Consider the following 21464-nt stretch of genomic DNA (forward strand, 5'->3'; position numbering starts at 1 on the left):
TAGATATTAAATATTATCTAATTTAAAAATCAAAGGAGATAATAAATGAGTATTAGAAAAGAAAGATTAAAAGTCTATAATATGACTTGCACATCCTGTGAAATAAGAATCGAAAAGGTTTTAAAAAATCTGCCTGGAGTAAAAAATGTTTTAGCTAACTTCAATTCTCAAGAAGTACTTATTGAATATGATACAAAATTCTGCAATATAGATGAAATTAAAGGAGCTATTAAAAAAAGTGGTTATAGTACTGATAATCCTAAAAACTTTAAAATTGCAGGAATCTTAGTAATTGCTGTAGCTATTATTTTTTTAGGAACCTCCACTGCCGGATTTGATATGAATTCTAAACTAAATGGTGCCACTTATTTCATGTTATTTATTATAGGAATATTTACATCACTTCACTGCATAGGTATGTGTGGAGGAATTATGCTCTCTCAAAGCATCGCAAAAAATCAATATAATAAATTTCAATCTATAAAACCAGCTCTTCTATACAATTTAGGAAGAATAATTTCTTATACTATATTAGGTGGAATTGTTGGAGCTTTAGGATCTGCATTTTCATTATCCATATTTACTAAATCAGCTCTTCAAATATTTGCAGGTATATTTATGATTATAATGGGATTAAATATATCAGGTTTTAGTATTTTTAGAAAACTCAACATAAGAGTTCCTATTTCCATGTGTTCAATTAAGAAAAAACCTAAAACACCTTTTTTTATAGGAATACTAAATGGTTTTATGCCCTGTGGACCTCTTCAAACTATGCAGCTTTATGCCTTGGGAACTGGAAGTTTAACTAAAGGATCACTGTCCATGTTTTTATTTTCTTTAGGAACTATACCTCTAATGTTAGGATTCGGGGCATTATCTGGTATATTAACTAAGGGATATACTAAGAATATACTAAAATTCAGTGGAATAATTGTAGTGATTTTAGGTATAATCATGGGAACAAGAGGACTTTCTTTAGCAGGTATTAATATTCCAAATATAAGCTTTAACAAAAATACTGAAGCTTTAGGTATTAATAATTCATCATCAAATATTGCTAAACCAACAATAGAAAATGGAGTCCAAATAATAAAAATGACTGCTGATAACAGTGGGTACACTCCAAATGTACTCTATGTTCAAAAAAATATACCTGTAAAGTGGATAATAAATGGTAAAGAGCTTACCTCTTGTAATAATGGAATAATAATTCCATCCATTGATGTACAACAAAATTTAAAATCTGGAGATAATATTATAGAATTTATTCCTAAGGATAAAGATATAAGCTTTAGCTGCTGGATGGGTATGATACGAGGAGTGATAAAAGTTGTTGATAATGTTGAATCTATCGATACTTCCAAAACAACAGACTTGCCACCTGCTTCTAATAACCATATGAATTGTGGTGATCCAGAAAACAGTTCACAACAAAATGAAAGCATATATGGAAATGATTTAAGCAAAATTTCTACAGATGTATTAGTTCATAAAGCTAACTTATATGAAAATTCTCAATCTATAGAAATTAAAGGCATTAAGAATGAATTTAATCCTATTATATCTGTGTTAAATAAAAATATTCCTGCAGAGTTAACTTTTAACTTAAGTCAATTTAATGATGTAGAAGGTGACTTTTCCATAATAAATGCTACTACAGGTGATTTATTAACTAGTTTTAAAGGTAAAAAAGGCATTGTTAAAGTAAATGTTAAATTAACTGAAGTTGGAGTATATGCTGTTATTAAAAATAATACTGCATTAGGACTTATAGAAGTAGCTGATGATCTCAACACCACTGACTTGCAAAGTGTACGAGAAAAATATATAAGTTCCAATTAAATTATATAAGTTATTTTTTAATAAATTTTATTTATAGCAAAGTTTTAAATTACAAAATTAATATGAAATATAAAAAGATAAAGTAAGTCTCCTGCAAAAAACTTACTTTATCTTTTTTAAATCATATGGCGTTTCTTGATAAACGTAGTAATTTAACCAATTTGAAAACAATAAATTTCCATGGCTTCTCCATCTTACTATGGGCTCTCCTTTTGGATCATCATTTAAGAAATAATTTTTAGGTACTTTAGGATTAAGCTTATTATTTACGTCTCTTTCATATTCCTCTTTAAGAGTGAAAGGATCATATTCCGAATGACCTATCACAAAGATTTGTCTACCATTTTTAGCAGAAACTATATAAACTCCAGCTTCTTCTGATTCCGACAGTATAGATAATTCCTTTACTTTTTCTATATCAGATCGTCTAACCTCTGAATATCTTGAATGGGGAACAAAAAATTCATCATCAAAACCTCTTAAAAGCTTAGTATTCTTTTTAATCACCTTATGTGAAAATACGCCAGATATTTTTTCTTCTAAAGAATACTTAGGTACATTATAATGATAATTAAGTCCAGCCTGTGCACCCCAACATATGTGAAGTGTTGAATGTACATTATGTATACTCCATTCCATTATATCTTTAAGTTCATCCCAATAATTAACATTCTCAAAACTTAATTGTTCTACAGGTGCTCCAGTTATAATAAGTCCATCAAATTTTTGTTCTTTAACTTGATCAAAGGTCTTATAATAAGTCATCAAGTATTCTTGAGATACATTCTTTGATATATGAGTTTTGGGATGTAATAATTCCACATCAGTCTGTAAAGAAGTATTACTAATTAATCTCAATAATTGCACCTCTGTAGATATTTTATTGGGCATAAGATTTAAAATGGCAATTTTTAATGATCTAATATCTTGATGAACCGCTCTGTTTTCAGGCATTATAAATATATTTTCCCTATTTAAAATTTCAGCAGCAGGCAAATCATCCCTTATTTTAACGGGCATAGCATTACTCTCCTCTAAAAATTTATTATGCATTGCATATATAATCTGAACTATCAATGATTATTACCTAGTTGTAATTTATACTACAGCTAAGTTTAAGTAAAATATCTCTAGAAATGTTTCTATGTCATCTTAATAGCCTTTTTATTATAACATATTTTATATAATTATTGAAATATACTACCAATTAAGCACACATCCTGTTTTATACTCAAATTCTTCCTTTATAGGTTTCAGTTCATTTGCATCTTTGTTTTCTGGCTTTAATAAAACACTTAAATTAGAACTATTAAATGATGGATTCCTCTTTAAAATTATATCATTTTTTTTACATAGCATTACTGCAAAATTTATTATTTCATTTTGATTTGCACTATGGGATATAGACATATTCCATCCTGTATTTTCTACCAAACTTTTCAGCTTTTCTTTATATTTATTACCTATTGATGAAGTTATAAAAAATAATTCTATATACTTTCCTTCACCTGATGATTTTACACTTTTTTTATAAGGCTTAAATTCTTCTTCTTTAAAAGCATCATCTATGAAATTCAAAGCTTGATTTTGCTCCATCCTAAATATTTTATTTTTAACCTCTATAATAGAGTTATTTAATTCATTATCTATTTCTACACTATTTTGTATCAACAAATCTAACCCTGTCTTTTCTTTAAATTCTTTTAGTATACTCCCATTACAATTATATTGTGAATTCAATATTAACTGTATTTTTTTATCTTCCATTCTATAAGATATTTTCTTTATGCTTACATCGTAAAATAATTCTCTTATAAGAACATTTACTGCATTTATATTTACTGAAGGATTTATCTCCACTTTCCAATTTATTTTCTCTTTAAAATTTTCTATACTATCATATATAGTTTTATTAACAGTATACGGAAAATCAAAACTTAAAATTATTTTTTTCTCTTCATACATAATACTAGCTTTCTTAAAATGAAATTCATTAAAGTATTTTTTTACAATTTCATTGATCTCATTGGGCTTAAGTTCCCTTTCCTTAGTTTCTTCTTCTACTTCATCTATAGTTTTACATTTAAATAAAAATAATCTTCTCATATCATTATCGAAATATACACTGTTCAATACTAATTTTTCAATTCTATCAATGTCTATAGACTTTATCTTATTATCTCCATACCATATATAAATAAGTTCTTCTATTGTAAAAAGCCTTTCACCATAATTTTCAAATATAAATTCCCATAATTTCTTTATATTGCTTTCATCTAAAATATCATTAATTCCTATAATTCTCTTTATTTGTCTTTTTAATTGTTTTCTTGGATTTTTTATATTTATATCATAACTCTCTCCACATTCTGGAGCGTATACTCTTCCTCTTACTTCTTTAAAGAGTTCTTTTGTAAAACTTTTTACTATTTCTTCATTGCCATGTACCATGAATATATTATTGGGTGTCAATAAATTTATTAGTGATTTTATTTCACTTTTATCGCTATGGGCGGAAAGTCCTACTTTTTCTACATTACAGTTTACAGGTATTAATTTACCATTAATTTCAATTACCCTATCTTCATCTTTATCCAAAAGATTTAATAGCTTTCTTCCAGGAGATTCTTCATCCTGATATCCTGTCATAATTATATATCCATTTTCCATAGATGCTATCTTCTCAGCATAATATTGACTATACCCACCTGTAAGCATTCCAGAACTAGATACTATCACACAAGGTTCTTTTTCTTCCAATATTTTATTTCTTAGTTCTTTATTGTCTACAGGAATTATATTATCATCATAAAAGGGCTCCACACCCTTTAATATCTTTTTCCCCAAGGAATTCTTTAAATATAATGGATTAATTTTATATACTCTATTTATATCCTTTATCATGCCATCTACATAAACTTTTATATTCTTTATTATATTTTTATTCAGAGCCTTTTTTATAATAAGTAAAATTTCTTGAGCTCTCCCCAGTGCAAAAGCGGGTATTAAGATTTTGCCTTTGTTAACTTCACATTCCCTTATGAAATCTAAAAGTCTTTGTTCTTCAACCTCTCTGTTTGAATGAAGTCTATCACCATAAGTAGTCTCAAAAATCGCCACATCTGGCCTTAATTTGGGCACTTTTAATCCATCTATAGTCTTTTGAGAAAATATAGAAAAATCTCCTGAATAAAATATAGTACCTTCATTTGAAATAATATAGCTGCAAGCTGCACCTGCAATATGACCTGCTATATGAAAAGTTAATTTTATGCCTTTCAAAATTTCTATTTCTCTCATATAATTTATAGCAACAATTCTATTCATCATATTTTCTACATCCGCTTCTGCATACAATGGAATTTCAAGTTCTCTATTATTCATTATTTTTAAGCTGTCATAAAGAAGAACTTTCATTAAATCCTTTGTCATTATAGTAGTATATATCTTTGCAAAAGGATATTCTTTACTTATAATTGGCAAAGAACCTATATGATCCATATGAGCATGACTTATAATTATGGCATCTAATCCGCCTTTATCTTGAATAGTTTTAAAATCTGGTAATGGATCTTTAGAACTACTCTGTCTTATTCCACAATCTAATAATATATTTTTATTGGATACGCTAATAAGTATACAACTTCCTCCAACCTCATTAGCTCCCCCTAAAAATGAAATATTCATATATTTATCACCTACAATTTAATTAATATCTATTCATTATACTAAAATAACAATAAGAAATAAGTAATTTATAAAATTACTTATTTCTTATTGTAACCAGATTAGCTATTTACTAAAATATAATAATTTAAAGAATAAATTTTAGTAATTAACTACAATATTTTTTTAATATATTTTCAAGTTCAGCTATACTAAATGGTTTAGAAATGTACTCATCCATGCCAGACTCTATAAATTTTTCTCTATCTCCAATCATTGCATAAGCTGTCATAGCTATAATTGGAATATGCTTAGATGTATTAATCTCTTTTTTTCTTATAATTTTTGTAGTATCATATCCATTTAAAATTGGCATTTGAATATCCATTAATATCAATTTTACAAATTTATTCTCTAGAATATCAATAGCTTTTTGTCCATTTGAAGCAGTTAAATATTTACAACCTAATTGCTTTAAAAAACTAGATATTATTTTTTTATTTATTTCGTTATCTTCTACTATAAGAACGATACTGTCTTCAGCCACATTACTGTTTTCAGAGGATTTTTTTATTACACACTTTTCACTGTCATCATTTACATATTTTTCACCTAAAGAAAATTCTGCAGTAAAATAAAAGATACTTCCTTTTCCAGTTTCACTTTCAAACCATATATCTCCACTCATCATATTTACAAGTTCTTTTGATATGGCAAGACCAAGACCTGTTCCACCATAATTTTTAGTATACGTAGTTTCTGCTTGGGTAAATATTTTAAATATTTTATCCTTAAAATCATCTTCTATACCAATACCTGTATCTTCTACAGAAAATTCTAACTTTACTTTGCGTATATCTTCATATATTTTTTTTACCTTTAAATATACATGTCCACGCTCTGTAAATTTAATAGCATTGTTCATTAAGTTTATTAATATCTGATTTAAACGTAAAACATCACCAAAAAGTTCTTGCTTTATAAATGGATCTAAATAATACATTATTTCTATTCCTTTTTTATTTGCCGCTACAGATATTTCTTTAGTGATCATATCTACTACATCTCTAATATTAAATAAAGTAAAATTTAATTGGAATTTACCAGATTCTATTTTTGATATATCAAGAATATTATTTATAATATCTAGTAAATGATGGGATGACACTTTCAATATTTCTAAATATTCCATCTGTTGTTTATTTAATTCTGTAAATTCTAATAATTGTGTAACTCCTAATATGCCATTCATTGGTGTCCTTATTTCATGACTCATATTAGCAAGAAATTGACTTTTGGCTTTATTGGCTTTATCTGCCTCTTCTTTGGCCATTTCCAATTCTTTATAATTAGCTCTAAGCTCCTCTTCCGTTGCAGTAAGTTCTTCATATACTGCTGATAATTCTTCATATTTTGAAGCGAGCTCACGGTTTTTTAGCTTTTCTCCAGTAATATCTCTTGCTATAGTAGATGCACCAAATATATTTCCTTCTTCATCATAAACAGGTGATATAGTAACCGAAACATTAATAATAGCACCATCTTTTCTTTTTCTTATAGTTTCATAATGATCTATTTTTTCTCCTCTTTTTATTTTATCTAAAATTACATCTATACTATCATCACTTTCCTCAGGAATAACAATGGAAATATGTTTTCCCAATATTTCTTTCCTTTTATATCCATATATTTTTTCAGCCCCAGTATTCCAACTATATATAATACCATTTATATCTTTTGCTAAAATAGCATCATCTGAAGACTCTACTATAGATGCTAAATTTTTATTTTCTTTTTCTTTTAGTTCTCTTTTAGTTCTTTCTCTTATATAGAATATAATATAATCTTGCATTTTAAAATATTTAATTACTGCAAAGAAACTAGAATTATCCTTTTTGTAATTTATCATATCCGTATAATTATCTTTAAATTGTGACTCCAAAAATTTACTAGAATGCATTAACTGAGAAATAGTCATATTTAAAAATTCATCAAAACTATATCTATATAAATTTATAGCTGATTTATTAACAAAAGTTATATTTCCTAAATAATCAACAACCAAAATAGCATCATTTATATTATTAATAATATTTTTATACAAATTACACTGTTCTTGGGATTTCATATTTATATCCTCCTATTGTATATTTGTTTAACTGAAATTATTAGTAATAAATAGTTTTTCAAATTCTTTTTCTGGCAATGGTTTGCTATAATAATAACCTTGTATATAGTTGCATCCCATGGCTTCTAATAATTCTTTCTGATCACTTTTCTCTACTCCTTCAGCAATAACGCTATATTTTAAATCCTTTGCAAGTCTGATTATACAGCTAACTATAGCTCTATATTTACTATCTTTATTAATACTATCTATAAAAGATTTATCAATCTTCAATGTACTTATAGGAAGTGCAGTTAAATAATTCAAAGATGAATACCCTTTTCCAAAATCATCTATTGAAATTCTAACCCCTGTATCTATAATTCTATTTAATAATTCAGCATCTTCTTTAATTGACTTAATTAAAGTTCCCTCTGTTATTTCCAATTCTAAAACTTTAGGTTTCAAACCATTTTTAGTTATTACATTATTTATGAGATCTAAAAAGTGGCTTTTATTAATTTGTACAGGAGAAATATTTACAGAAATTGTCTGAAATTCATATCCTTTATGAATCCATTTTTTACATTGATCACAAGCATTTTTAAGCACCCAGGCACCTATTTTTACTATTAATCCAGTTTCTTCTGCTATAGGTATGAATTCATCTGGAGAAACAAAACCTAATTTAGGTGATATCCACCTTAAAAGAACTTCTAGACCTTTTATTTTATTATTTTTTATATCTATTTGTGGCTGATAATATAATTGTAATTCATTATTCTCTATAGCTTCTCTAAGTCCATTTTCTATATTACTTCTTCTTATAATCTTTTTAGCTATTTTTTCATCATAAAATGAGTAATTATTTTTACCCATAGCCTTTGAATTATGCATAGCTGTATCTGCATTTTTTAATATTTCATTTACTGTCTTTCCATCATCGGGGAAAATAGCAATTCCAATACTTACAGTACAATATACTTGAATATCTTTAAGCTCAAAGGGATTTTTAAATATATTAATTATTTCATCACATATATTTTTCAATACTTCTTTTTCTTTTGTATTATATAAAATTATTGAAAATATATCTCCACAAAATCGTGCTACCATTCCCTTATCCACAATTAAGGATTGAATTAGTTCTGAACATAATATTAATAATAGATCTCCATAATCGTGGCCTAAAGTATCATTTATATTTTTGAAATTATCTATTCCAATAAAAATAATAGCACCTTGTTCACTTTCCATAACTTTTTTTAACTTTGAAGACAAATAAATATTATTTGGTAATCTAGTCAATAAATCATGGTATGCCAAATATTCAATACGTTCTTCCACCAATTTTCTTTGTGTAGTATCTGCTATTGACCCAGCCATCCAAATTGGTTTTCCAGAGGGACTCTTCAATGCTTTTCCTCTCATAAAAATCCATTTTTCCTCATTATTTTTTGTATGTATTTTAAATTCACTCTGAAAATATATAGATTTACCCTTTAAATATGATTGTAAATCTGATCTGACTTTATCCCTATATTCTAAACAAACTATCTTATTTATGAATTCATTTATACTATTTATACCCTTCGCATCAAAATCAATAATAAATTTATAATTACCAAACATATTAAGTTTATTATTTTCTATATTCCATTCCCACATAATATCATTAACTGCTTCTAACATCAATTTATATTTAACTTCATTTTTTAAATTTAAAGATTCGGTTTTTCCAGTAAATGCTTTCCATAAATTTTCATCATGCTTTTCCACATTTAACCACCTCCTTAATTTCTTTATATTATGTATTTTATTAATTAAATTCAACATAATATAACATATATTTAATTTTACTATATTCGTGATTTTATGGGAATATATAATTAATTATATATAAAATTCATTTACTTATTTTTATAATAAACTGATAATTTTAAAATAAAAAAGCATGAAGAATTTAATATAATAAATTCTTCATGTTTTAATTAAAATATTAGATCTATTCTTCCATCATATCTAACACTTGAGTTTTACTATTTTTCTTCTCTCTGATAAATGCAATAATTGCGGGAATAATTGATATTGCTATAATACTTATGACTACATAAGAAAAATTCTCTTCTACTATTGGCAAATTTCCAAAGAAATATCCACCTATTAAGAATAGAGATACCCATAAAGATCCCCCCAATATATTATAAACTATAAATTTAGAATAATGCATTTCTCCAATACCTGCTACAAAAGGCACGAATGTCCTTATTATAGGTATAAATCTTCCCAATACTATAGTCATAGAACCATGTTTTTTATAAAAGCTTTCTGCTTTTTTAAGATGCTCTTTATTTATGTATTTTAAATCTTCCCTTTCAAAAATCTTTATACCTATTTTTTTACCAATATGATAATTGACAGTATCTCCAATTATCGCAGCCGCTAAAAATATGATATAGAGTGTTATTATACTAAGGGATCCTCTTGCTGCCAGTGCCCCTGTTGCAAAAATCAAAGAATCTCCTGGTAAAAAAGGAGTAACCACTAATCCCGTTTCACAAAATATAATTAAGAAAAGTAAAACGTAAGTCCAAGAACCATAATTTTGAATAATTATATTTAGGTATTTGTCAAAATGGAGTACAGTATTAATTAATTTTTCCATAATATTTATTTCCTCCTAATAATGAGAATTTAATCTTTTGCCATCTAATTAATTTTTAAAAATAAAAATCAGAAATCTTAGTTATTTTCTATACAGTAAAACATAATTCAACTAAGCTTCCTGATTTATTGTTAAAATTTATATAATATTATTTTAACAAAATCCTCTGATGGTAGCACTATCAGCAGAATTTGTCTTTATTACTTACCTAACCTTTTCTCCAGTTCTTCTTTTTTAGATTCATAACCTGGTTTTCCAAGAAGAGCAAACATATTTTTCTTATATTCTTCAACTCCTGGTTGATCAAATGGATTTATTCCTAACAAATACCCACTGACCCCACAAGATTTTTCAAAGAAATATAGTAAGTATCCAAAATAATAATCAGTCAATTCTGGCACATTAACCACAATATTTGGTACTCCTCCATCATTATGAGCTAAAACTGTTCCCTCAAATGCTCTTTTATTTACATAATCCATAGTCTGACCTGCTAAGAAATTCAAACCATCGATATTCTCATCACTTTTCTCAATAATAATATTTTTTCTAGGAGTTTCTACATTAATTACAGTTTCATATATATTTCTCATTCCCTGTTGAATATATTGTCCCATAGAATGAAGGTCTGTTGAAAAGTCAACTGCTGCTGGGAATATTCCCTTACCATCTTTTCCTTCACTTTCACCATATAATTGCTTCCACCATTCACCAAAATAATGTAAACTTGGTTCATAATTAACAAGTATTTCTGTTGTCTTACCTTTTCTATATAGGGCATTTCTAGCTGCTGCATATCTATAAGCATCATTTTCTTCTAATTTAGGAGAACTGTATGCTTCTCTTCCAGCTGCTGCACCTTTCATAAGTTCATCTATATTAATACCTGCAGTTGCAATTGGCAAAAGCCCAACGGGTGTTAATACACTAAATCTTCCTCCAACATCATCTGGAATAACAAAAGTTTCATAACCTTCTGCATCTGCTAAAGATTTTAAAGCACCCTTTTCTTTATCAGTAGTAGCATATATTCTTTCTTTAGCACCATTCTTACCATATTTCTTTTCAAGATAATCTTTAAAGATTCTAAATGCTATAGCAGGTTCAGTAGTAGTACCTGATTTTGATATAACATTAACTGAAATATCCTTTCCTTCAATCGTTTCCAATAAATCCACCATATAAGTAGAACTTATATTATTTCCTACAAAAAATACATTTGGTGATTTTCTCTTATCCTTTGAAATAGTATTATAAAAAGTATGTGATAAAGTTTCTATAGCAGCTCTTGCCCCAAGATATGATCCACCAATTCCAATTACTATAAGTACATCTGAATCATTTCTTATTTTTTCTGCAGATTTTTTTATCCTTTCAAATTCTTCTTTGTTATAATCTACCGGAAGGTCAATCCATCCTAAGAAATCGTTTCCTTGGCCAGTCTTACTGTGAAGCATATTATGTGCCTCTGTAACCATTGGCTGAAGATATGTAATCTCATTTTCATTTAAAAAAGAATCTAATTTAGTTAGGTCTAAAGATAATTTTTTTGTCATAGTCCTACCTCCTAAAATATATTATACTCAAAGTTTGCATAATTTTACTCTCGAACATAATTATATCTTATTTATTTAAATCTTTCAATACACATTTGCCATTATTTGTAACAAAAAAGCCTTAATGAAAATTATAATTTTTACATTCATTAAGACTTTCTAAGTAAATATATTTTATTGAATTAACCCTTAACTCTCAAATATAGCCTCTTTAGCCTTTTCTTCTATGAGATTTGCCAAGGAATGTGCCATGGTATCAAGTTCTACTTGATTTTCTCCTTCAAGCATTACTCTCACTAAAGGCTCAGTTCCAGAAGGTCTGATTAAAACCCTTCCTTTATCCTGAAGCTTTTCTTCTATTTTTTTTATTTCCTGTATAATTTCTTCATCCTCTTTGTATATGTTCTTTTTACTATTAGGTATAGTAGCATTTGCTAATACTTGAGGTAATTTTTTCATCATACCGGCAAGCTGTGACAGTGTATTATTGCTATTTTTTATTATAGATGATAATTGAAGCCCGGTAACTAGTCCATCTCCAGTAGTATTATAATCAAGGAATATTATATGGCCTGATTGTTCACCACCAAGCTTGTAACCCTGTTTCAGCATCTCCTCTAATACATATCTATCTCCAACTTTTGTCTTAACTGTATTTATATTTTCTTTATCAAGTGCAATAAAAAGTCCCATATTACTCATTACAGTTACAACAACTACATTTTCATTTAATTTTCCTTTATCTTTTAAATATTTACCACATATAGCCATTATAAAATCACCGTCTATGAGGTTACCTCTTTCATCTACAGCAAGGCATCTATCTGCATCTCCATCAAAAGCCAAACCTAAATCACATTTCTTTTTTACTACATATTCCATTAGTTCCTCAGGATGAGTAGATCCACAGCATTTATTTATGTTTATACCATCAGGATCATTATTTATTACAACGATTTCCGCACCAAGATCTCTAAAAGTTTTAACCGCACTCTTATAACTAGCTCCATTAGCACAATCTAAAGCTATTTTCATTCCTTTAAGATCACAATTAATTGTGCTTTTGGCAAATGCTACATAATCCTCCAATGCCGAATCCTCTATTACCTTTCTTCCTAAATTTGCACCAGAAGGTGATGGAATTCCCTCACATCCACTTTCTATAACATTTTGTATTTGATCTTCTAATTCATCTGAAAGCTTGTAACCTTGGGAATTAAAAAACTTTATACCATTATATTCTACAGGATTATGAGAAGCTGATATTACAATTCCAGCATCCAGTTTATATTTTCTTGTAAGATAGGCTATAGCTGGTGTAGGTATTACTCCAACACATACCGCCTCTGCACCTACAGAAAGTATTCCAGATACCAATGCTGACTCTAACATGTCTTTAGATATTCTCGTATCCGTTCCCACTAATATCCTTGGTTTATGTGATCCCTTTGATAATACATAAGCACCAGCTCTTCCAAGATTATATGCAATTTCTGGCGTTAATTCACAGTTAGCTACACCTCTTACACCATCTGTACCAAACATCCTACTCATAATATTTTCTACCTCACTCTATAAATAAATCTTAATTTAATTTACATAATAAAAATATTCATGCATAACATTATATCATATTAATATTCGTCAAACAATTATAAGGTGACAGATGATAAAAGGAGAAAAGTTCCAAACACTTTTTTCAGTTGAAAGTTGATAGTTAACAGTGGAGAATTAAAAAAGTTCAAATATCAAATTTATTTAGTTAAGAGTTAAAAATTAAGAGTTATTGATGCTTTTTCTTCGCTATGTTACGAAAAAAGCTTACAAACTAATAAATTAACAATTATAGATGTCAATATACGTTTTTAGACCGTAGATCGAATAGATTAACTAGCTGTATAATTTTCTTTTTAATTTTAGATGTAACATTCATAGGTTCTATTACCTGCCCGTAGGACCTTTCCCCTGAATCTAACCATATTATATATTTCTATAGCCTATTTATAATTATGACTTAGCTTATTGATAATACAACAGATTTCTAAGAATCAGGTAAAATTAATTATAATTCACAATGACAGCCCCTATATTTTCACCTTTTTTTCAACTTTTCCATCATCTACAATTTTTATCTCTCCACTATATTCAACTATTTCTATATAACAGCCTTTACCTATTGCAACATTGTTTCCTCTAACTATCTTTGCCGTAGTTCCCTCAAGATAAATATTATCTCCTTCTATAGCTTCAGTAATAAGTTCTCTTCTATAGGAAAACATTGATTTTAAAAATTTAGCTACTATTGAGTCTCCAAAAGCAGATAACCTGACACTAATATTTTCTCCTCCAATTTCCTTTGCCCTGCATCTTCCATGCAAAGCTATATTTATTTCTCCTGCATTTAAAAGTCCTTCTATATTCATGCTGCCAGAAGCTTTAAAAATTTCACTTTCACAGTCTTTTTTTATATTTATGCTGCCTGATATATCAATTTCTTCTCCATGTAAATTTCCATCAATACTGCTGGTACCAGATATTTTTATTTTCTTAGTTTTTACATCTCCAATAATTTGTGATCCACCACTTACTTTAATTTCATCAGTATCCATGTTTCCATTAACTTTCACTGACCCGCTAACATCCATTGTTTCTGCTTTAATATTTCCTCTGATTTTAGCAGATCCGCTAAACTTTATATTCTTTGCTGCCACATTTCCTTCTATATCTGCTGAACCGCTGCATTTTAAAGTATTACATTCTAAATCACCATTAATGTTACCTGACCCACTAATTTTAACTTCATCATATATTCCTCCACCTGCAGATCCTGCTCCGGATATTTTAAGATCTTGTTTAGCTTCCATTTAAAACAGCTCCTTAATTTTTAATTTTAATTTTTCTATAATCTCATTAATACTTATTCTCATCACAATTTTTGATAATTTTTCAAAATAAATTTCATTGGAAGCGGATAACATAATAGCTATTCCTACACCCATTTTTCTTACAAATAATATTTCACAGCTTTTTCCTGCATATTTATTATAATTGTCCTTCAGAGTCTGAAGAAGATTTTTACTTTCTTCAATTGAAATACTTCCCTCAATTAAAAATTCTTGTAGTATGGTCATATACAATATTTCATTAAATGAATAAACTGAACTCATTGAACTAAAATCCTTATATATATCTACAACATTCTCCATAATAATATTTTTTTCAATAATTTCATTATAAGAAATTTTAATATCTGAAACTTCAGTTGAAAAAATTTGTGCTAAATCATCTAAAGATGTATCATCCTTCATATTTTTTATCTTTTCCACTCTATCAAGAATTTTCTCCCTAGGGAAAAAAGTTTCCTGTCCTGTAAAAGAAGATTTTTTTATAAACCATTCTTCAGGAATTAAATTTTTCCTCTTCCATCTATAAAGTTGACCATAAGATATATCCGTTGATTCTAAAAGTTCTTTTTTAGAAATTAACTCTTCTTTCATAAGTACCCCTCCTTAAATTTAGTGTAACATAACATTGTTACGATGTAAAGAAAATAAAAAATAACCGATGTTATTCTTAGTTTTGTAAACTAAAGATAACATCGGCAAATTAATACTGTATATTTATATTTTATACGTATTCTTTTGCTTTTTCCTCACCATTTAATACTCTAAGAGCACCCTGAGCTAAAGCTAAAAGTTCATCTTCTCCTGGATAAACTACTACTGGAGCTATAAATGAAACTCTCTCTGCTATTTTACCTGTAATTCCTTTATTATAAGCTATTCCACCTGTAAGAAGTATTGCATCTACTTTTCCTGATAATACTGCGGCATCTTGACCAATCTCTTTTGCTATTTGATAAATAAATGCATCATATATTAATTTAGCTTCCTTGTCTCCTGCATCTGCTTTATCAGCAACAACCTTAAAGTCATTTGTGTTAGCATATGCAACAGCTCCACCTTTTCCGTTTATTTTCTTTTTCATTTCTTCATAACTTACTTTTCCGCTGTAAGCAATATCAATTAAATCTCCAGCTGGAACTCCACCACTTCTTTCTGGTGAAAATGGACCTTCTCCTGTAAGAGCATTATTTACATCAATTACTTTTCCCTTGCAGTGAGCACCCACGGATGTTCCACCACCCATATGAGTAACAATAAGATTTAAATTCTCGTATTTTACACCTTTTTCCTTTGCATATCTTTTGGCAACCGCTTTTTGATTTAGTGCATGGAAAATACTTCTTCTTTTTATTTCTGGTATTCCTGAAATTTTTGCTACTTCCTGCATTTCATCTACAGTAACAGGGTCTACTATATAAGATGGTATATTTAATTCTTTAGCTATTTCATTTGCTATTATACCGCCTAAATTTGATGCATGCTGTCCTTGAACTCCAACTTTTAAATCTTCAAGCATTGTGTCATTGACTGCATATGTACCACTAACTATTGGTTTTAACAATCCACCTCTACCAACTACTGCACTTAAAGTACTAATATCTATATTTTTTTCTTTCAATACATTGAGAATAACTTCTTTTCTGAATGGGAATTGATCGTATATTGTATTATATTTAGCTATTTCCTCTGCTGAATGCTTTAGATTTTCCTCCAAAACTTGATTTTCATCTTCATATACCCCAATTTTTGTTGATGTAGAACCTGGATTGATTATTAATAATTTATACATTGTATTTCCCCCTTTTATAATCTAATTTATTCCATAAATCCAATTACTATACTAATTATAGATATCCATTATATTTATTTATGACCTGCAACTAATGATGCAAGTGCAATTGAATACATTTTTGTTTCATGACTATCTGCTCTTGATGTCAATATAACTGGGGCTGCAGTTCCAACTAATATACCGCCATTTTTTGAATTAGTTGTATAAGTTAAAGTTTTATACATAACATTTGCCGTCTCTATATTTGGTAATAAAAGAACATCTGCTTTACCAGCTACTGTACCTTTTATATTTTTGTGTTTTGCTGCTTCTTCACTTAAAGCATTATCTAAAGCATATGGTCCATCAACTATGCATCCTTTAAACTGTCCTCTATCGCTCATCTTTGAAAGCATAGCTGCATCCAAAGTTGCAGGCATATTTTCATTGACAACTTCAACAGCACAGATAGGTGCTACTTTAGGTTCTTCAATTCCTACAGCATGTGCTACTTTTACTGCATTATTAATTATCTGTATTTTATCTTTTAATGTTGGATACATATTAAATGCTGCATCTGTCAAAAATAGTAATCTATTAAATGCTTCTGTTTCAAAAACAGCCACATGTGACATAAGTTTCCCAGTTCTAAGACCTACTTCTTTGTTAAGTACTGATCTTAAAAAAGTTGCTGTATCTACTAATCCTTTCATAACCATATCGGCTTTTCCCTGTGAAACAACTTCTACGGCTTTTAGCGTAGCTTTTTTAACATCTGGTTCATCTATTATTTTAAACTGATTTATGTCCATTCCAATTTTAAGTGCGATAGAAGTTATTTCCTCTTTGTCTCCTACTAGAATTGCTTCTGCAATACCATTTTTTTTAGCATCTCTTATAGCTTCCAGTACTGGTATATCCTGTGCAACTGCAACAGATACCGTTTTAATGTCCTTACTTTTGACTTTTAATAAAACCTCTTCAAAACTTTTAATCATACTTTAGCACCTCTTCTTAATTATTTGGGATTGGATATTTTTAAAGAAATAGATTTTATATTTAGAAAATATTTTCTTTAAATCGTTTATTATATTTTAATTATATACATTATATGATTTTATTGTAAATCTAAAAATTAACAAACTTATATTTCTATTTTATCAAATATTTTATAAAAATATGATTTTTTCAGAAAATTCAATCTAGCGGCATATATTTTTTTATTACGGCTTCAGCACACTTTAATCCATCTACTGCAGCTGACATTATACCCCCAGCAAAACCTGCACCTTCGCCACAAGGAAATAGTCCTGATACCGATACACTTTCAAGATTATCCTTTCTCATTATTCTCACAGGAGCTGAAGTTCTGGTCTCTATACCAGTTAACACTGCATTATCATCTCCAAATCCTTGGATCTTTTTATTAAAATTCAGTATTCCCTCTTTCAGAGTATCTATTATGTAAATTGGAAGACAGTCTTTTAAATTAGAGAGTTCATATCCAGGCTTATAGCTTGGAATAACACTACCAATTTTCTTACTGGTTTCATCTTTAAAGAAATCTCCTACAAGCTGTATTGGAGCATTAAAGTTACTTCCTCCAGCAATAAAAGCCCTGTTTTCATAATATCTTTGCATTTCCATACCTAGGAGAGGATGGTGCTGATTTAAGGTCTCGTTGTTAAAATTATAACATTCCTTTCGAAAATCTTCTACCCCTACTGTTACTACTAAAGCTGAATTTGCATTTTCTTTATCCCTTTTATAGTAGCTCATTCCATTTGTAGCTAACCTATTATCTTCAGAAGCTGCTGCCACTACTTCTCCACCTGGACACATACAAAAACTATATACAGATCTATTGGTAATATTTGAGGTGTAAGTTAATCTATAATCTGCTGTTTTTAATCTAGGATGATCTGCGTATTTTCCATACTGATTTTCATTTATCATGCTCTGTTTATGCTCAATCCTCACTCCCAATGCAAAAGGTTTAGCTTCCATAAAAATATTATTTTTATAAAGCATCTCATAAGTATCTCTTGAACTATGTCCTATAGCTAAAATTAAAGCATTACAATTAATTTCTTCTCCATTTATAATTACCGATCTAATTTTTCCATTTCTAGTATTAATATCCTCTAATCTACTATTAAACCTGACCTCTCCACCAAGTTCTTTTACTTTTTGCCTTAAATTTTTAACTACATTCTTTAATATATCTGTACCTATATGAGGTTTTCCTATATATGATATTTCTTTTGGTGCACCAAAGCTTATAAATTTATCAATTACATAATTACATCTTTTATCCTTAATTCTAGTAGTAAGTTTTCCATCTGAGAAAGTACCTGCTCCCCCTTCTCCAAATTGAACATTTGACTCTGTGTTAAGTCTTCCTGTTCTCCAAAATTCTTCTACAGCATTAGTTCTTTTTTCTACACTTTCCCCTCTTTCTACAACTAATGGTTTGTAACCTTTTTCCGCTAGCAACAGTGCTGCAAACATTCCTGCTGGTCCCATACCAACTATTACAGGTCTGTTATCCAAATGTAAATCTCCATAAATAATTTCTTCTTTATTATCTTTTTCTTGAAAACTTACATCTCTATCATGAATTTTATTAATTATTTTTTTCTCCCTATCTAGACAAACTTCTACTACATAATTAAATTTTATGTTATCTTTTTTTCTAGCATCAATGGATTCTTTTAATATTTTAAAATTCCTAAAATTCTTTTCCGATATCTTTAATTTTGAAGCAGCTTTCTTTTCTAATTGCGATATATCTTCTTCTATATTTAAACTTAAATTATTAATTCTAATTGACATGTTTAACATTCCTTTTATAATTTTATTTAGACACATTAAAATAGATAATATTTTTTATATGTCTTACTTTTATTTTTTACTAACAGTTACATTTACATTACTAGGACTATCCGAAATATTAGCAACACCTTTGGGAAGTGCCACAGAAATCTGCAAATTATGAATTCCTTCTTGAAGTGAAGAACAATCTACATTGGCCTTTATATCTCCATCTTTTATGGAATTTACAATTGATTTATCTCCTGATACAGTTATATCCGTACTTTTCTGCTCTAAAGACGCATTAAATTGTTGTGGAACATTTATTAAATTAATATTAACTGTAAATATTTTCTGTATTATGCCTTCTACATTTGTCTTTACATCTATAGATTCATCACCGTTAACTGTATTTATACCACTAGGGAGATTTAATTTTACCTTTATAGTTTTATTCTCAGTTACTTTAGATAAATCTATAGGAACTGTATCTATCGCCGATACTTTGCTTAGATTATCACTATCTCCAATTATATCTATGGTTGGATATACGGGATTTATCTCCTTTATATCAATTCCACTAATTGGTTGTCCTGTTGTTTTTATATTTACACCAACAGACTTAGCTTTTTTTATAGGAATTGTGACACTGGCATTTTGAGGCTGTACCTTTACACCATTGACAATTTTACCTGAATCATCTACTGCTTCTAATGGTACACTTAAATCTACATCTTTATCTAGATCAGATATATTAGCATCTACTATTACATTTTTAACTGTATTTACAAGCTTATCCGGTCCACTCACTATTGCATCTCCCGGACTTATTACTGCTTCTGAAGAATAATACCCTTCTTTAGGTGATCCTTCTATTTTAGCCTTTATGGGCACAGTTTTTTGATGTAAATCATCTAAATTTACATTTACCCACATAGTATTAGTGTTTTCTATATTAATATTACTAGGATAGTGAATTATCTGAACTGGTATTCTATTCTCACCTTTTTTAACAGCATATTCACTCATATCTGCTACTATTTTAAAATCATCTGGTCTTGCTCGCATAACTTCTAAATCTGTTCCTCTTAAAGTCAATGTTACATTAAAATTTTGGCCTTGTGAAAGAGTAAGTCTAGATTGCGTTAATATATCTGTATTTATTAATTCTACAGAAACATTTCTTAATCTATAGGTTTTTATTGGATTTTCCCAATTTGAAATATATAGCCACAGGCAAAATGCAGCAATTACGCAACATATTTTTATTACTATTTGCTGTTTGGTTTTCTTCTCCACATTTTCACCTTCTCTTTAAACGAATTATTCTTTGAAAATCTGATAAGAATTATTCTTATTAAAATATCTTTTAATTTATCTTTAGTATATCCTCTAGTTAATTTTCCGTTAATAGCAAGAGACACAACTCCAGTCTCCTCAGAAACTACAATTACAATTGCATCAGAATTTTCAGATATTCCAAGTGCAGCTCTATGTCTTGTTCCAAGTTTTTTACTTATATCATAATTAGAAGAAAGAGGCAAAAAACATCCTGATGCCAGTATTCTATCATTTCTAATTATTGTTGCGCCATCATGCAGCGGTGTATTAACTACAAATATATTTTCTAAAATGGCAGAAGATACAATTCCTTCAATTTTAGTTCCAGTACTCATTATATCTTCAAGTTTTGTTCTTTGCTCCATTACAATAAGTGCACCTGTTCTTGTTTTTGAAAGATTATAAACAGCATTCACTATTTGAGTTATAACTTCTTCCATTTTTTCTTTATTCTCTAAAATATGTACATCATTAAAGGCAGTTCTTCCAAGATGTTCTAAGGCTCTCCTAATTTCAGGTTGAAATATTATAATTATGGATAGAACTCCAATTGTTATGGTCCTTTCAAGAATCCAATTAAGCATAGTAAGGTGTAAAAAATTACTAACCGGCATTAATAACAATATTAATAATATACCTTTTAAAAGTTGCTCCGCTCTGGTTTCCTTTATTAACATATAGCCTTTATAAAATATGTATGTCACTACCATTATATCCAATATAGACCATATGCTTAGAGATTTAACTGCAGCAACTAAAATATTTATAATATCCATAATTTCACCTCCATTAG

General features: G+C 28.5%; 15 protein-coding genes. 1 reads left to right on the plus strand and 14 read right to left on the minus strand.

Annotated elements, in window-relative coordinates:
• Positions 1 to 45: 45 nt before the first annotated feature.
• Positions 46 to 1845: an urease accessory protein UreH domain-containing protein gene (locus CLPA_RS17490; protein WP_003445712.1), complete on the plus strand. Its 1800-nt coding sequence runs from the start codon at positions 46 to 48 to the stop codon at positions 1843 to 1845.
• Positions 1846 to 1947: 102 nt separating this feature from the next.
• Here the strand turns inward: CLPA_RS17490 and metA are convergent, their stop codons facing one another.
• The 14 genes from metA to cdaA all read right to left on the minus strand — a co-directional run bounded on the left by metA (position 1948) and on the right by cdaA (position 21447).
• Positions 1948 to 2865 carry a homoserine O-acetyltransferase MetA gene (gene metA / locus CLPA_RS17495; protein WP_003445710.1) on the minus strand — a complete coding sequence of 306 codons (918 nt, stop codon included), beginning with the start codon at positions 2863 to 2865 and terminating at the stop codon, positions 1948 to 1950.
• 180 nt (positions 2866 to 3045) lie between these two features.
• Positions 3046 to 5532 (minus strand): MBL fold metallo-hydrolase, encoded by a 2487-nt coding sequence (locus CLPA_RS17500; protein ID WP_003445708.1) that lies wholly within the window; start codon positions 5530 to 5532, stop codon positions 3046 to 3048.
• Between the two features lie 148 nt (positions 5533 to 5680).
• Positions 5681 to 7639, minus strand: coding sequence for a PAS domain S-box protein (locus CLPA_RS20965; RefSeq protein WP_003445706.1), 1959 nt, complete (start codon positions 7637 to 7639; stop codon positions 5681 to 5683).
• 27 nt (positions 7640 to 7666) lie between these two features.
• Positions 7667 to 9397, minus strand: a complete 1731-nt coding sequence (locus CLPA_RS20970) for a bifunctional diguanylate cyclase/phosphodiesterase (RefSeq protein WP_003445704.1) — start codon at positions 9395 to 9397, stop codon at positions 7667 to 7669.
• A gap of 226 nt (positions 9398 to 9623) precedes the next feature.
• Positions 9624 to 10292 (minus strand): DedA family protein, encoded by a 669-nt coding sequence (locus tag CLPA_RS17515; RefSeq protein WP_034829830.1) that lies wholly within the window; start codon positions 10290 to 10292, stop codon positions 9624 to 9626.
• Positions 10293 to 10483: 191 nt separating this feature from the next.
• The gene (locus tag CLPA_RS17520) at positions 10484 to 11839 is read right to left on the minus strand and encodes a glucose-6-phosphate isomerase (RefSeq protein ID WP_003445701.1); all 1356 of its coding nucleotides are present in this window, start codon (positions 11837 to 11839) and stop codon (positions 10484 to 10486) included.
• A 189-nt stretch (positions 11840 to 12028) separates the two neighbouring features.
• Positions 12029 to 13393: a phosphoglucosamine mutase gene (glmM, locus tag CLPA_RS17525; protein WP_003445700.1), complete on the minus strand. Its 1365-nt coding sequence runs from the start codon at positions 13391 to 13393 to the stop codon at positions 12029 to 12031.
• Positions 13394 to 13923: 530 nt separating this feature from the next.
• A complete protein-coding gene (locus CLPA_RS17530; protein WP_003445699.1) occupies positions 13924 to 14703 on the minus strand; it encodes a polymer-forming cytoskeletal protein in 780 nt (259 codons plus the stop codon).
• Positions 14704 to 15336 (minus strand): YhbD family protein, encoded by a 633-nt coding sequence (locus tag CLPA_RS17535; RefSeq protein ID WP_003445698.1) that lies wholly within the window; start codon positions 15334 to 15336, stop codon positions 14704 to 14706.
• Between the two features lie 130 nt (positions 15337 to 15466).
• Positions 15467 to 16534, minus strand: coding sequence for a butyrate kinase (gene buk / locus CLPA_RS17540; RefSeq protein ID WP_003445697.1), 1068 nt, complete (start codon positions 16532 to 16534; stop codon positions 15467 to 15469).
• A gap of 74 nt (positions 16535 to 16608) precedes the next feature.
• On the minus strand, positions 16609 to 17514 hold the full coding sequence (gene ptb / locus CLPA_RS17545; RefSeq protein ID WP_003445696.1) for a phosphate butyryltransferase: 906 nt from the start codon (positions 17512 to 17514) through the stop codon (positions 16609 to 16611).
• A gap of 199 nt (positions 17515 to 17713) precedes the next feature.
• Positions 17714 to 19351 (minus strand): NAD(P)/FAD-dependent oxidoreductase, encoded by a 1638-nt coding sequence (locus CLPA_RS17550; RefSeq protein WP_003445695.1) that lies wholly within the window; start codon positions 19349 to 19351, stop codon positions 17714 to 17716.
• A 69-nt stretch (positions 19352 to 19420) separates the two neighbouring features.
• On the minus strand, positions 19421 to 20629 hold the full coding sequence (locus CLPA_RS17555) for a CdaR family protein (RefSeq protein WP_003445694.1): 1209 nt from the start codon (positions 20627 to 20629) through the stop codon (positions 19421 to 19423).
• A complete protein-coding gene (cdaA, locus tag CLPA_RS17560) occupies positions 20602 to 21447 on the minus strand; it encodes a diadenylate cyclase CdaA (RefSeq protein WP_003445693.1) in 846 nt (281 codons plus the stop codon). The genes CLPA_RS17555 and cdaA overlap by 28 nt, the downstream gene beginning before the upstream one ends.
• Positions 21448 to 21464: the final 17 nt, after the last annotated feature.

This window comes from Clostridium pasteurianum DSM 525 = ATCC 6013 (assembly GCF_000807255.1).
GTDB classification, from domain to species: domain Bacteria; phylum Bacillota; class Clostridia; order Clostridiales; family Clostridiaceae; genus Clostridium_I; species Clostridium_I pasteurianum.